This is a genomic window from Streptomyces sp. SID12501 (genome assembly GCF_010550245.1).
GTDB lineage: Bacteria > Actinomycetota > Actinomycetes > Streptomycetales > Streptomycetaceae > Streptomyces.
The window spans coordinates 93,553-107,644 of the sequence record NZ_JAAGLU010000012.1; the positions used below are offsets into that span (position 1 = coordinate 93,553).

13 protein-coding genes are annotated in these 14,092 nt (G+C 68.8%); 5 read left to right on the forward strand and 8 right to left on the reverse strand.

From position 1 onward, the window contains the following. The first annotated feature begins 34 nt into the window (after window positions 1–34). Window positions 35–1,060, forward strand: a complete 1,026-nt coding sequence (locus G3I71_RS16385) for an ATP-dependent 6-phosphofructokinase (protein WP_164315415.1) — start codon at window positions 35–37, stop codon at window positions 1,058–1,060. A gap of 39 nt (window positions 1,061–1,099) precedes the next feature. Here the strand turns inward: G3I71_RS16385 and G3I71_RS16390 are convergent, their stop codons facing one another. After that, window positions 1,100–1,831 carry a helix-turn-helix transcriptional regulator gene (locus G3I71_RS16390; RefSeq protein WP_164315417.1) on the reverse strand — a complete coding sequence of 244 codons (732 nt, stop codon included), beginning with the start codon at window positions 1,829–1,831 and terminating at the stop codon, window positions 1,100–1,102. 641 nt (window positions 1,832–2,472) lie between these two features. Here G3I71_RS16390 and G3I71_RS16395 point away from each other — a divergent pair. Then, window positions 2,473–2,922 carry a PPOX class F420-dependent oxidoreductase gene (locus tag G3I71_RS16395; RefSeq protein WP_164315419.1) on the forward strand — a complete coding sequence of 150 codons (450 nt, stop codon included), beginning with the start codon at window positions 2,473–2,475 and terminating at the stop codon, window positions 2,920–2,922. A gap of 40 nt (window positions 2,923–2,962) precedes the next feature. Here G3I71_RS16395 and G3I71_RS16400 read toward each other — a convergent pair whose 3' ends face one another. Further along, a complete protein-coding gene (locus tag G3I71_RS16400) occupies window positions 2,963–3,154 on the reverse strand; it encodes a hypothetical protein (protein ID WP_164315421.1) in 192 nt (63 codons plus the stop codon). Between the two features lie 9 nt (window positions 3,155–3,163). Continuing rightward, the gene (locus tag G3I71_RS16405; protein WP_164315423.1) at window positions 3,164–4,015 is read right to left on the reverse strand and encodes a helix-turn-helix transcriptional regulator; all 852 of its coding nucleotides are present in this window, start codon (window positions 4,013–4,015) and stop codon (window positions 3,164–3,166) included. Between the two features lie 280 nt (window positions 4,016–4,295). Between G3I71_RS16405 and G3I71_RS16410 the strand changes: the two genes are divergently transcribed. Further along, window positions 4,296–4,808 carry a sensor histidine kinase gene (locus G3I71_RS16410; protein ID WP_164315425.1) on the forward strand — a complete coding sequence of 171 codons (513 nt, stop codon included), beginning with the start codon at window positions 4,296–4,298 and terminating at the stop codon, window positions 4,806–4,808. 19 nt (window positions 4,809–4,827) lie between these two features. On the opposite strand, the gene G3I71_RS16415 is transcribed toward G3I71_RS16410, so the two are convergent. After that, on the reverse strand, window positions 4,828–6,807 hold the full coding sequence (locus tag G3I71_RS16415) for a tetratricopeptide repeat protein (RefSeq protein WP_164315427.1): 1,980 nt from the start codon (window positions 6,805–6,807) through the stop codon (window positions 4,828–4,830). A 124-nt stretch (window positions 6,808–6,931) separates the two neighbouring features. Then, window positions 6,932–7,813 carry a 5'-methylthioadenosine/S-adenosylhomocysteine nucleosidase gene (locus tag G3I71_RS16420; RefSeq protein WP_164315429.1) on the reverse strand — a complete coding sequence of 294 codons (882 nt, stop codon included), beginning with the start codon at window positions 7,811–7,813 and terminating at the stop codon, window positions 6,932–6,934. A gap of 74 nt (window positions 7,814–7,887) precedes the next feature. Here G3I71_RS16420 and G3I71_RS16425 point away from each other — a divergent pair, with 74 nt between their 5' ends. Further along, window positions 7,888–10,125 carry a tetratricopeptide repeat protein gene (locus G3I71_RS16425; RefSeq protein ID WP_164315431.1) on the forward strand — a complete coding sequence of 746 codons (2,238 nt, stop codon included), beginning with the start codon at window positions 7,888–7,890 and terminating at the stop codon, window positions 10,123–10,125. A 30-nt stretch (window positions 10,126–10,155) separates the two neighbouring features. Here G3I71_RS16425 and G3I71_RS16430 read toward each other — a convergent pair whose 3' ends face one another. From G3I71_RS16430 to G3I71_RS16440, 3 genes are read right to left on the reverse strand one after another with little or no spacing between them, the layout of a single operon-like run. Further along, window positions 10,156–10,983, reverse strand: coding sequence for a carbohydrate ABC transporter permease (locus G3I71_RS16430; RefSeq protein ID WP_164315597.1), 828 nt, complete (start codon window positions 10,981–10,983; stop codon window positions 10,156–10,158). 25 nt (window positions 10,984–11,008) lie between these two features. Beyond that, complete coding sequence (locus G3I71_RS16435) at window positions 11,009–11,866, reverse strand: carbohydrate ABC transporter permease (RefSeq protein WP_164315598.1); 858 nt, start codon at window positions 11,864–11,866, stop codon at window positions 11,009–11,011. 59 nt (window positions 11,867–11,925) lie between these two features. Beyond that, a complete protein-coding gene (locus G3I71_RS16440) occupies window positions 11,926–13,335 on the reverse strand; it encodes an extracellular solute-binding protein (RefSeq protein ID WP_164315433.1) in 1,410 nt (469 codons plus the stop codon). A 237-nt stretch (window positions 13,336–13,572) separates the two neighbouring features. Here G3I71_RS16440 and G3I71_RS16445 point away from each other — a divergent pair, with 237 nt between their 5' ends. After that, on the forward strand, window positions 13,573–14,091 hold the full coding sequence (locus tag G3I71_RS16445; protein ID WP_164315599.1) for a hypothetical protein: 519 nt from the start codon (window positions 13,573–13,575) through the stop codon (window positions 14,089–14,091). Window position 14,092: the final 1 nt, after the last annotated feature.

The window sequence follows — 14,092 nt, forward strand, 5'->3', positions numbered from 1 at the left end:
CAGACTGATCACAGCGAGCAGGAGACAGAGCACGATGCGCATCGGAGTTCTCACCGCAGGCGGCGACTGTCCGGGCCTGAACGCAGTGATCCGGTCGGTCGTGCACCGAGCGGTCACCCAGTACGACGACGAGGTCATCGGCTTCGAGGACGGCTACGCGGGGCTGCTCGACGGCCGCTACCGCAGCCTCGACCTCGACGACGTCAGCGGCATCCTCGCCCGCGGCGGCACCATCCTCGGCTCGTCCCGGCTCCCGCGCGACCGGCTGCGCGAGGCCTGCGAGAACGCGCAGGACATGGCCCGCGAGTTCGGTATCGACGTACTGATCCCGATCGGCGGCGAGGGCACGCTGACGGCGGCCCGGATGCTGAGCGACGCGCGTCTGCCCGTGGTCGGCGTCCCGAAGACGATCGACAACGACATCTCGTCGACGGACCGCACGTTCGGCTTCGACACGGCGGTGGGTGTCGCGACGGAGGCGATGGACCGCCTGAAGACCACCGCCGAGTCCCATCAGCGCGTGATGGTCGTCGAGGTCATGGGCCGGCACGCGGGCTGGATCGCCCTGGAGTCCGGCATGGCCGCCGGCGCGCACGGCATCTGCCTCCCCGAGCGCCCCTTCGACCCCGCCCACCTCGTGAAAATGGTCGAGGAACGGTTCGCGCGCGGCAAGAAGTTCGCCGTCATCTGCGTCGCCGAGGGCGCGCACCCCGCCGAGGGCAGCATGGACTACGGCCACGGTGCGATCGACCAGTTCGGCCACGAGCGCTTCCAGGGCATCGGTACGGCACTCGCGTACGAGCTGGAACGCCGGCTCGGCAAGGAGGCCAAGCCGGTCATCCTCGGCCACATCCAGCGCGGCGGCACGCCCACCGCGTACGACCGCGTCCTCGCGACCCGGTTCGGCTGGCACGCGGTGGAGGCCGCGCACCAGGGCCAGTTCGGGCGGATGACGGCACTGCGCGGGACGGACGTGGTGATGGTGCCGCTGGCGGAGGCGGTCACCGAACTGAAGACGGTCCCGAAGGACCGGATGGACGAGGCGGAGTCGGTGTTCTAGGACAGGGTCGGTCTGGTCGCGGTCTGAGCGGTCCGGCGATCAGCGGGTGTTGGGGATGTTGGTGTCGACCTTCGCCCAGAAGTGCTCCACGATCCGGTCGAGGAAGTCGCGTCCGATGTGGCTCGCCTCGGTCGCCGCGGAGCCGTCCGACCAGGTCAGGGTGGCGGCCAACTGCCCCTGGTAGTAACGGTGGAGCTCCTGGAGTGCGCCCTCCAGGAGGCGCCGGTTCAGCGGCACCATCTTGTTGACGGGGCGGACGTACGCCTGCCAGCGCGTCGTGACCGCGCTGCGCAGCAGGCCGGCGAGCTTGCCGTCGAGGCCGGTCAGGGACATGAAGTCGGCGAGCGAGAGTTCGAGTACCTCGGCGAGAATCGCGGACTGCCGCTCGGTGCCGCGCCACTCGCCGCTCTCCTCCATCCGTACGTAGACGAGCAGTTCGAGCCCGACGGCCCGGGCGACGTCCTCCGCGCTGAGTCCGCGCGCGGCGCGGTGCTCCCGCAAGGTGCCGGGACGACCGATGAGTTCGCAGGGCGCACACCACAACACACCGGCGAGAGCGGTGAGTTCGCTGGTGCCCGGGGCCATGATGTTGCGTTCCCAGGCGATCACGTGGTCCGGCGTGATGTACGGCAGCCCGTACGAGACCCGCATCCCGTACGCGACGTGCTCGGGGCCCATTCCGAGGGCCACACGGAGTCTGCGGGCGGCGTGGGCGTCGAAGGGCGGGTTCGGCGGCGTGGGCGGTGGAGGCGGAACTGGGGGTCGGCGCACGCGCCACAAGCTAGGGGGGCGGGGCGGCGGTGACTACGTTCTGTTCGGCCACAATCACGGATTGTAGGAAGCTACGGGTCCGGGGGTGATTCCGGTCGGCTCCGGGCCGGCTGGGGATCGTGGGCCGGTGGCTGGGTGGGGGCGCCTGGAAGGCTTGTCCGGGTGTCCGATCGTGCGAATGGCAAGGTGGAGGGGCATATGCACGAGTGTTCGCCGGTGGAGGTTCGAGGGCTCGAGGTGGATGCGGTGTCGGCCCTGTGGGCGAGTGTCGAAGGTGGGTGCGGTGTGGCGGGGGGTTCGGTGGGGTGGTGTGGGGCGGGTGACTGGCGAGTAGGGGCGGCGTGAATTGTGCGGTCTGTTGATTGGGCGCCGCTCGATTGCCACTGTGTTGCCTCTGGGCTGTCGCTTTTGCTGCACCTGCCATGGAGGCCGCCTCCCCTTTGTGTCCGATGGGCGTGCGAGCGTCAAGTGCGCGTGCAACTGGGCATGTTGGGCCTTGTGGGGGTGGCTGGGGCGCGTACCGTTGCCGGAGGCTGCGGGCTGTGGTCTGCGATCTGCCGTCGGGATGAGGCCGGGTTGCCCGGGTGGGTGGCTTGGCGGGTTTTGGAGGACGCCGGGTGGCGTCGGAAAGTGGTGGTCCTGTGAGTGGTGAGCCGGAGAAGATCGAGGGGCACATACGGGAGCGGCTGCTCGCCCCGAACTTCTGGCACCTCGCGACGGTCGGTGCGGACGGCATGCCGCAGGTGTCGCCGATGTGGGTCGACATCGAGGGCGACCATGTCATGGTCAACACGGCCATCGGCCGCGTGAAGGAGGAGAACCTCCGCAGCAATCCGAACGTCTCGCTCTCCCACCACGACCCCGAGAACCCGTACGACCGTGCGGAGATCCGGGGGCGCGTGGTGCGGTTCGTGGAGGGCGAGGAGGCGGAGCGTTCCATGGACCGGCTCACCAAGAAGTACATCGACCAGGACCGGTATCCGTGGCTGCTGCCGGGGGAGCGGCGCGTGATGCTGCTCATCGAGGTGACGCGGGTGCGGCGGGTTGTGGGGGTTGAGCCGTTCCGGCCTGGGGTGCTGCCTGAGGTGTGAGTAAGTTTTTTTTGGCGGCGGGGCCAACGGGGGCTAGGGGCTACAGGAGGTGGTCTGCCTTGCCGGCCTTGATGTCCCGGATGAGGGTGCGGAGGGCTTCTCGGGTGTCGGTGAGGTAGGTGTCCTCCTGGCCGGCGATGGCGATGTAGGCGTTGCCGTTCGGGTCGGTGCCTATGCGGAAGCAGTTGGCGCCTTCGGCGCAGTAGGGCTCTTCCCAGGTGATGTCGGGCAACGTGACTCCTCAGAGTTGTCGGGCGATCGTGTGGATGAAGTCGCGGGACGCACTGGGGGGCAGTGACGCGGCTTCCATCCAGTCCAAGTGGGCACGGTACTTGTCGAGTTGAGATTGACCGTGGGTGAACTCGGGGCCGTGCGCGGAGTCCAGCTCCACGGTGTCGAGCTGAGGGACCGGCCCTTCGGCGTAGACCACCGCTTGCCCGGCGCCGGGGAATGCCCCCGCGTTGAAGGGGATCACGCGTACGCCGATGTTGTCGCGCTCGGACACCTCGCAGAGGCGGTCCAGCTGGGCGCGCATCACCTTGACGCCGCCGAACTCGATGCGCAGGGCCGCCTCGTGTACGTAGCCGATGTAAGTGATCGGCTCCTCCCGGTACAGCACCTGCTGCCGTTGGAGGCGAAGAGCCACGCGCAGCTCGACCTCCGCCGGTGAGAGGGGCGGGAGCGCGGCGCCGAAGAGAGTGCGGGCGTAACTGTCGGTCTGGAGCAGGCCAGGCATGATCATGGCCAGGCCTACGCGCACGCTCTTGGAGTGCCATTCCAGCTCCGCGATGTCGAGAAGTCCCGCGGGGATTTGCCCCCGGTACACTTCCCACCAGCCGCGTTTACGTGTCCCGACCATGTCGACCAGGGCGTCGACGTACGCCTTGTCGCGGCAGGCGTAGTTGCAGGCCAGGGTCCTCAGTCGGTCCGTACTGATGGCCCGGACCCCGGACTCGATGTTGGACACCTTTGTGCGGTCCAGCCCGAGCAGCCCTGCGGCGTACTCCGTGGTCGCGTCTGCGGCGAGACGCATCTTGCGCAGTTCGGCGCCCAAGCGCTTCTGGCGTTCCGTCGGTGTTGACCTCGGCGGCATGTGTCATTTCCTCCAGCGGGTGCGGCGTAAGTCTGCCCTTCGGGCGCCTGGTTGGTCCATTCGGCTAGTGGTAATTCTGTTGAGTAGGTGACAAAAGGCCACCAAACTGGTCTACAGTCCGTGAGTAGTCGCTTACGGCCCGGCATTACTCGGAAGCGCATCGCGCGAGCCTGCCCGCCTTCTCCCTCCCTGGGAGGGGCGCGCTCGCGCCAGGGAGACAGGCCACCGGTTGGGTGTACGTCGGCTGCGTCAAGTCCGTTGTCCAGCAAGGGAGTTCGTCATGTCCGCTTCGCTCGCCGTCTCGGCCTGTCCCATCTCGACCGACCTCACGAAGGCCCCGCCGCCCTCTCCTGACACGCTTACGTACGGCTTCACTCTGCCTGCGGAGGCGGTGAGTTCGCGGGTTGCGCGGGCTACGACTCGGGTTGTTCTCCAGACGCATGGGCTGGAGGAGATGGCGGACGCTGCGGTGCAGGTGGTGGGGGAGCTGACGGCTTGTGCGTTTCGGTTCGCTGCGGATGCGTCGGTGTACGTGTCGCTGCGGTGGTGGGAGGCAGAGTTGCAAGTGGTGCTCTACGACGGTCACCGGCGGCATGTGCATCCTCGGCTGGCTGCGGCCTGCGATGAGCGGAGGGGGGATGCGCTACGGGTTCTGGGGTGCGTGGTGGAGGGGTGCGGCGGGGAGTGGGGGTTCGGGGAGGCTCGGGAGCCGGGAGAGGGGACGCGGATGTGGGCTGTGCTGCCTTGGGCGGGGGCTCGGGAGTTCGCGGCAGTGGGGGTTGGGAGGGCGTGACTCGGGGGCGGCGCGGGTGTTATTGCTGCTCCTCGGCCCAGGTGCGGGCCTGGTCGGCTTCGGCGGTGTCGCCGGCCTGGGTGTAGGCGTCGGCGGCCCGGAGCCAGCAGGCACGGGCCTCGACGCGGCGGCCGGCGGCCTTGTGGATCAGGGCGAGGTTGTGGAGGACCTGGCCCGTCCAGTACCAGTCCTCGAACTCCTGGTAGACCTCCAGTGCCTTCCCGTACCCCTCGACCGCCTCCGCCACCCGGCCCGCCTCCCGCAGGGCGTTGCCGAGGTTGTACCGTGCGCTGGCCTCGCGGCGGCGGTCCCCGGCGGCCTGGTGCAGGTCGCGGGAGCGGGTGTGCGCCTCGACCGCCTCTGCCACCCGGCCCGCCTCCCGCAGGGCGAGGCCGAGGTTGTTCCACGCGCGGGCCTCACGGTGACGGTCCCCGGCGGCCTGGTGCAGGTCGCGGGAGCGGGTGTGCGCCTCGACCGCCTCTGCCACCCGGCCCGCCTCCCGCAGGGCGCCGCCGAGGTTGTTCCACGCGTCGGCCTCGCCGTGGCGGTCCCCGGCGGCCTGGTGCAGGTCGCGGGAGCGGGTGTGCGCCTCGACCGCCTCCACCGCCCGGCCCGCCTCCCGCAGGGCGAGGCCGAGGTGGTCCCACGCGCGGGCCTCGCCCTCGCCGTCCCCGGCGCGGCCCGCCGCCTCCAGCCCGGCCCGGCCCACCCCGACCCAGTCATCGAAATACCGCCGCCACTCCAGGTAGACCGCCAGACACGCGGCCAGCCGCCAGGCCGTGTCCGCATACCGCTCCAGTTCCCCCCACCCCACCGCGGCCACCAAACCAGCACGCTCCCCATCCAGCCAGCCCAACGCCTCCCGCCGATCCCCGAACCGCCCCGGCACCTCCATCCCCGGCAACCACCGCAACCAGTCATCAGCCGCACCCGCCCACGCGAGATAGAAGGCCAGCACCCGCCCCCGAGCCGCCTCCCCCTCCTCCACCAACCCCACATCCCCCACCACCACACCCACCCCGAACACCCTCACCAAGTCATGCAACCGCCACCGCACGCCGGTATCCGAACCGTCGTCAGCTCTGACCGGGGTAACGAGGTGCGTGGCGGCCAGGTCCTCCAAGAGGCTCAGGGCGGCCTCCGTGTCGAGGTCGATCAGGGCGGCCACTACGTCCGTGCCGGTGTCCGTGCCGGGTGCGAGGGCGAGTAGGCGCAGCAGGCGGGCCTGGTCGGGTGGGAGCCGGCGGTACGAGGTCTCCAGGACCGGGCGGAGGGCGAGGGAGCGGCCGTACAGGTCGGTTCCGTGGGTGCCGTTGTCCAGTACGGCAGTTGGGTCCTCGGCCTGCTTGATCTCGGTCACCAGGGAGGCGATACCGCGGTGACGGCGCCGGCGCAGCATCGCGGCGGCGATCTGGAGGGCGAGCGGCAAGTGGCCGCAGAGGGCGGTCAGTTCGTGGAGGGCGTCCTGTTCAACGGCCGGGCGGTCGTCGCGTTCGTCGGCGTCGTGGAGGGCGCGGGTGATGAGCGCTGCGGAGTCGTCCGGAGGGAGCGTCTCCAGGTCGATGAGGCGTAGGGCGAGGGAGTCCGGGCGGTCGCGGGAGGTGATCAGTACCCGGTGGCGGTCCGTGCCGGGGAGCAGGGGGAGGTACTGGGCCGGGTCCGACGCGTTGTCCAGGATCAGCAGCATCCGGTCCTGCCGCTCGGCGAGGAGTTGGCGGTAGGCGTCGTACTGGCGCGCGGCGGATGGCGGCAGATCCGGGCCACGTACGCCGAGCGCGTCGAGCAGCGCCAGGACCGCCTGGTCGGCGGTGACCGGGTCGTCGTCGTAGCCGCGAAGGTCGACGAAGAGTGCGCCGCCGGGGAACCAGGCCCGCGCGCAGGCCTGGTGTGCCGCCTCGACCGCCAGTGCTGTCTTGCCGATGCCGCCCATGCCCGTGACGGCGAAGATGAGGAGAGGGGGCGCGGCGGCACCGGTCGGGTCAGGTTCCAGGCGGGGCAACAGGCGGCCCAACTCCGCCGAACGGCCGGTGAAGCCCAGCGGACGGGGCGGAAGCGTGGCCGTCGCTACCGGGACCGGGCCGTGGGAGTGGCCCGTGCCGAGCCCTCCGGGCCCCGCGTCCGGGCTACCGTCCGGCCTCGTCGCCGGGGCGGTGCCCGACGACCTTCGCGACGAAGGGGCCGTTGAACGTGCTGCTGCGGAAGTCGATGTGGTCCCCTCCGTACGTGGAGCCGTGAAAAGGCCCCTCCCGGGGGTCGGTCGCCGCCTGGCCGGGTAGCTGCTTCGGGGTCAGTTCGCGGAGTACGGCAACGGCTGCCGCTGCCGCGTTCGTTGCGGCCCGGGGTTGCGAACCTGCCTTGTCGGCCGCGGACTTGTCCGGGTTGGCCTGGTCGCTGATGCCCCGGATGATCAACGCGCCTGCCTCACCGGCGAGATGGACGGCGTTGGCCACGCCGGAACTCTCCATCTCGATGGCGACGGCGTCGTTGTAGTGCGTGTGGATGTGCTGGGCGAGCTCCGACTTCCGGTCCGCGAGGACCACGTCTCCCACGGCGATCGGCTTGAAGTACGCCTGGAAGTCGGTCGTGTCGCGCAGGGCCTCCTTGGCCGCCTGTTCCAGGCGGTGCGAGGCCCGCCACGCCTCCGGGCGGACCAGGAAGCCGTCCGGGGTCTGCTTGCCGCCGTGGATCGAGTACACCTTCGTCGCGATCACGACGTCGCCGATCTCGATGTCGTCCTTGAGGCCGCCCGCGACACCGACGAGCAGCACGGCCTCGGGTTCGAGCCACGTCAGCACACGCTCGGTGAGTGTCGCCGCCGTGAGTGTGCCCTCGCCCATGTTGACGAGGACCACCTGCCAAGGGCTGTCCGGGAGTTGGCCGAGCTTGGCCTTGGTGCCGTAGCGCGGGTGGGTCAGCGTCTCGACGTCCGTGAGGCGCTCCCGCATCGCGTCGTACTCCAGCGACAGCGCGGTGAGGACGGCCACGGTTCTCTTTGTCTCCGGCACGTTTCTACCGTACTGGGCGGGCGTACGTTGATGTCACGCGATGAGTGAAGGCGGCACGGGGGACGGGCGGCACGATGGCGAGTGCGTACGGCGGGGATCACATCGACCTGCGGGGTGCGAACATCGCGGGCTCGGTGACGGCGAAGGCCGTGTACTACGAGCACGCGTCGGCGCCGAGTGCGCTCGATGCCCTTCCCGCCCGGGCGGTCGGATTCACGGGGCGGGAGGCTGAACTCCGGGAACTGCTGGACGCGTTCGACCCGGCCGCGTCCGAGGCCGGCCCCGAGGCGGTGGTCGTCGCGGCTGTCTCCGGACTCGGCGGCATCGGCAAGACCGCGCTCGCCGTGCAGGCCGGGTACGAGGCCTGCGGCAAGGACTGGTTTCCGGGCGGGGTGCTCTTCGTGGATCTGCACGGGTACGACGAGGAGCCCGTCACGGGAGAGCAGGCGCTGGAGGCGCTGTTACGGGCGCTGGGTACGGATCCGGAGCACATCCCGGCCGGGCTGGACGCACGAGCCGCGCTCTACCGCTCGGCCCTCGCAGCGCGTGCCCGTGATCGAGGCCCGGTACTGATCCTGGCCGACAACGCGTCCTCGCCCGCCCAGGTGCGGCCCCTGCTTCCCGGCGGCAGCGGGCACCGACTCCTGGTCACCTCCCGCGACCGGTTGCCCCAACTGGGCGCCAGGCTGCTGGCGTTGGACGAGCTGACGCCAGAGGAGGCATGCGACCTGCTCGACCGCGCCCTGCGGATCGCCCGTCCGGCCGACAGCCGTGTCGCCGACGACCCGGGGGAGGCCGCACGCCTCGCCGGCCTCTGCGGGCACCTGCCCCTGGCCCTCCAGATCGCGGCGGCATTGCTGGCGGTGGACCGGGACAAGCCGGTCGCCGAACTCACCGCCGAACTCGCGGAGTCCCGTGACCTGCTCGGCCATCTCGACGACGGCGAGCGCAGCGTTCGCGCGGCCTTCGACCTGTCGTACAAACGCTTGCCGCCGGAGCAGGCACGCATGTTACGTCTCCTTGCTCTGGCGCCGGGGCCGGATGCGAGCGATGAGGTCGTCGCCGCGCTCGTCGGGACCGACGCCCCTCCGATCCAGGCACTGGAGGCCCTGGTTCGCGCCCATCTCGTTGAGCGGGGGAGACAGAGCGGGCGTAGACGGTGGCGGTTGCACGACTTGGTACGGGCGTTCGGGGTGGGTGTGGTGGCGGGGGATGCGGGGTTGGTGGAGGAGGGGGAGGCGGCCCGTGAGCGGGTGCTGACCTTCTACTGCACGTGGGCGTACGCAGCTGATCGGCGTTTGCGGTGGCTGCCGGGGAGGCCGGTGCCGGCGTGGTTCACGGAACGGGCGGAAGCACTGGCATGGCTGGATGCGGAGCGGGCTGGGCTGGTAGCCGCGGCGCGTTGGGCGAGTAGGGCGCGGTATGCGGACACCGCGGTTCGGCTCGCCGAGGCCTTGGTGGTGTATCTGCGCTGGCGGCGGTACAGCGATGATCGGGTCACCGTGAGCCGTGCCGCCCAGGAGGCCGCCCATCGTGCCGGTGAGCGCAGGGTCGAGGCCAGGGCGTGGAACAACCTCGGCGGATCCCTTCGGACGGTGGGCCGGCTGGAGGAGGCGATCGAGGCCCACTCCCGCGCTCGTGACCTGCACCGAGCCACGAGGAACCGTCGTGGTGAGGGCAGGGCGTGGAACAACCTGGGCATTGCCCTGCGCGAGGTGGGTCGGGTGGAGGAGGCGATCGAGGCGCACTCCCGTGCCCGTGACCTGCACCAGGCGACGCGGAATTGCCATGGTGAGGCCAGGACGTGGAACAACCTGGGTCTCGCCCTGATGGAGGTGGGGCGGGTGCAGGAGGCGATCGAGGCCCACTCCCGTGCCCGAGAACTGCACCAGGTTGTCGAGGATCGCCACGGTGAAGCCAGGGCCTGGAACAACCTTGGTGTCGCCCTGCGCGAGGTGGGCCGGGTGGAGGAGGCGATCGAGGCGCACTCCCGCGCTCGCGACCTCTACCGGGCAACAGAGGACCGCCATGGTGAGGCCATCGCCTGGGACAACCTCGGTGTAGCCCTCGGGAGAGCGGGTCGAGGGGCAGCGGCCGTTTCGGCTCACCGACAGGGGCTGGAGATTTTCCAGGAGCTCGAGGACTGGCACCGCGTGGGCCGCACCCTCTCCAACCTCGCATCGACCCACGAGGCCACCGGCAACCCCGCCGAGGCGCTGGCCACCTGGCTCCAGGCGGCCAGTGCCCACACCCGGGCCGGTTCCACCGTCGAGGCCGACGAAGCCCGCATCCGGGCCGAGCAACAGGGATAGCAGCCACGCAGACCGGCGGGCTCGCACCACTCACCCTTTCACGGCTCCACCGAGTGCGAAGCCCCCACCCACCCTCCGGGCCACCAACACATACAACAAAATCACCGGCGTCGAATAAATAACCGAAAACGCGGCCAACTGCCCATAGACAACCGTCCCCCGATTCCCGAAGAAATCATTGATGCTCACGCTCGCCGGCATCTGATCCGGCGTGAGCAGCAACATGAACGGCACGAAGAAGTTCCCCCACATCATCACGAACGAGAACACCGTGACGACAGCCACCCCCGGACCCATCAACGGCAGCACAATCCGCACCAGAGACTGAAACGACGAAGCCCCGTCCGTCCACGCGGCCTCCTCCAGTTCCCTCGGCACCCCATCCATGAAATTCTTCATCAGCCAAATGGCGAACGGCAGCTGAGAAGCCGCAAAGAAGAAGATCGTGCCCTGCATGGTGTCGATAAGGTTCACCCGCACGAAAAGCGCGTAAACGGGCACCATGATCGCAGTGATCGGCAGACATGTGGCGAACAGAACCGTCAGCAGAAACGGTCTGTTCAACCGCGACCGAAACCGCGACAACGGATACGCGGCCAGCGCCGCACACACCACCGTCAGCAGCGTCCCGCCCCCGCACAGCAGCAGACTGTTCAGCAGCGGCGTAAACGTGACGTCATCCGTCAGCACCGCATCGAAGTTCCCCAGCGTCAAACCGTCCGGCACCCGCACCCGTAGATCAGCCCGCGGATCCAGAGCCGACAGGACGACCCACGCGAGCGGGAGCACGAACGCCGCCGCGACCACCAACAACCCCGCATCGGCCGCCAACCGGCGGTTCGCACGCCGGGACCTCATCGTCGCCACCGTCACCACGGCCCCCTCACACCTCCGTACGCAGCAGCCGCACGTACACCACCGAGAACAGCGAGCCGACCACCAGCAACAGCAGCGCCACCGCCGTGCCGTACCCGATCATGCTTTTCTGGAAGGCCTGTTCGTACATGAAGAGAGGGAGTGTCTGGCTCCTGTTCCCCGGACCGCCCCTCGTCATCACCCAGATCAGCCCGAACACCGACAGCGTCTGAAGCGTGTTCAGCATCAGGTTCGTGCCGATCGACCGCCGGATCATCGGCAGCGTGATGTGCCACATCCGCCGCCAGCCCCCTGCTCCGTCCACCTCCGCCGCCTCCGTGATCTCCTTCGGGATCTCGTTCAGCGCCGCCGAGTACACCAGCATCGAGAACGCCGTACCCCGCCACACGTTCGCGAACGACACCGCCAGGATCGGCAACGTGAACAGCCAGTTCTGGGACGGTAGACGGAGCCAGTCCAGGATGGCGTTGAGGGTGCCCTCCCTCCGGAAGAAGGCGTACAGCAGGAACCCCGCCACCACCTCCGGCAGTACCCACGCCGTGATCACGATCCCGCCCACCATCGTCCGCACCGGTTTCGAGGCACGCTGCATCAGCGACGCCAGCGCCAGCCCCAGCGTGTTCTGACCGATGAGGGACGACAGGACCGTGAACACCAGCGTCAGCCATACGGCGTTCAGGAACGCCTCGTCCTTGAACGCCGTCCGGAAGTTCTCGAAGCCGATGAACGACGACTCGGCCTGGCCCGTCAACTGGAGGTCGGTGAAGGCGATGTAGGCGCAGTACGCGATCGGGCCGGCGAGGAAGAGGAGAAGCAGGATCACCGCCGGTGTGACCGGAAGCGCCCGCGTCAGCGTTCGGGACAGGGAGCGCCTGGACGCACCCGCACCCGCACCCGCACCCGTCCCCGTATCCGTATCCGCACTCACGGCTTCTCTGCGACCTGGTCGTTCGTCGCCGACTTCAGCGCCTCGTCGTACGCGCTCGCCGCCTCCTCCACCGACGAGTCGCCCGTCGTCACGCCCTCCATCGCCTCCTGGACGGCCGTCGAGACCTTCGGATACGCCGGATACGCCGGGCGGTAGTGCGTGCTCGCGACCAGGTCCGTGAAGAACTTGATGCCGGGCTGGGCGTCCACGTACGCAGGGTCCGCCGCCACGTCCTGCCGTACCGCGATGCCCGAGTTGGCGATGTACCACTTCTGGGCGTTCGCCTTCGTCTGCATCGTCTTGATGAACTCGAAGGCCAGGTCAGGGTTGCCGGCCTTCGACGGGATCGCCCACGTCCAGCCGCCCGACATGCTCACCCTGCCCGGCGCCTGGCCGTTCTGGGTCGGCATCGCCGCCAGGCCCAACTTCGTCGACCACTCGGGCCATTCGTGACCGCTGCCCGGCAGCCAGTCCTGGGGGAGCCAGGAGCCGTCGAGGTTGATGCCCAACTTGCCCTGGGGGAGCCACTCGCCGCGGACGCGGGTCGCGATGTTCGGATCCAGCGCGTCCGACACGTCCGGGCCCAGCTTCTCCGCGTAGACCGTTTCGACGAACGTCAGGGCGTCCTTGAAGGCCTGGCTTCCCGCGATCCACTTCTTCGACGAACTGTCGTACAAGGGGTCACTAGCGGTCGTCGCTCTCGCATCCCCCGTTCCGTACAGCAGCATCTCGAAGCCCTGCATCGTGGCCGCCTCGCCCGCCGGTTTGCCCGTGTAGACGTTCAGAGGCGTGACGTCAGAGACCTTCTCCTTGATCGTGCGGGCCGCGGACAACACCTCCTCCCACGTCTTCGGCTGCCACTCGGCCGGTAAGCCCGCCTTCTTGAAGATCCCCTTGTCGTACCAGAGGCCTCTCGTGTCCGTGCCGTCCGGGACGCCGTACGTCTTTCCGTCCTCGGCCTTGGCCGCCGTCTTCGCGGTGTCGATGAACTGGTTCCAGTCGGGCCACTTGGCCAGGTAGGCGTCCAGCGGCTTCAAGTACCCGCTGGTGATGTCCGAGTTGATGAGGAACGTGTCCTCGTAGACCAGGTCGGGGGCCGTCTTGGGGGAGCGGATCATCTGCTGGACCTTGGTGTAGTACTCCGAGTCCGGGGCCTTGATCGGGACCAACTCGACCTTCTTGCCCGGGTTGGCCTTCTCGAACTGTTTCCTGACGTCCGCGAGGAAGGTGTCCATCACCTTGACGGAGTTGTCGGTCGACTGTTTGAAGGAGATCCTCACCGTGTCCGGATCACTTCCGGAGCCGCCGCCGCATGCCGTGAGCGAGCCGGCGGCGATGGCGAGGGTGGCGGCAATGAGCAGGGAGAATGGGGCAGTTGGGCGGGCGGCGGTGGGGCGCACGAGCACGACCTCCTACGGGCTTGAAGCCTGTATGGCTGCCCGGCGAACGTAAGAGGAGTGGTCTAGTCAGGTCAATGACCCTGCAGCGACCGGCGACCAGCGATCATTCGCTCAGCAGACGCTCAACAGGCATCGGAAGGAAGAAGCGTGCCGGAGTCACCGGAGAATCCGGAGTCACCCGAATCAACTGAACCACCGGAACCACCTGCATCGCCGAGAACAGGTGTCGACCTCGGGCAGCTCCTGCTCACCGAGTACACGGTCCTCAAGGAGGAGCAGAAGACCCGTATCGGATTCCGCGACAACCTCCTCTATGTCACCCTCACCGTCGTCGCCGCCGTCATCGCGGCTGCCGTGCAGGCCAAGCAGCCCGCCATCGTGCTCGCCCTGCCGCCGGTGTGCGTGGTCCTCGGCTGGACCTACCTCGTCAACGACGAGAAGATCTCCGCGATCGGGGCGTATGTGAGGGACGAGTTGGGGCCGCGGCTCGCCCAACTCGCTCAGCTCACCCAACCTGCCCAGGGCGAGGGAGTTTTCGGCTGGGAGCGGGTCCATCGTGCCAATCTGCGGCGGCGTTCCCGTAAGGCCGTCCAGTGCGTCATCGATCTGCTGGCCTTCTGTCTCGTCCCGCTCGCCGGTCTAGGCGTCTACTGGGCGGGTGGCCAGGGCAGCCCCGGTCTGCTTGTGCTCTCCGGCTTCGAGGCAGTCAGCGTCGTCGGACTCGCCTCCCAAGTCATCGCCTACGCACGGCCGTTGAGGTAAG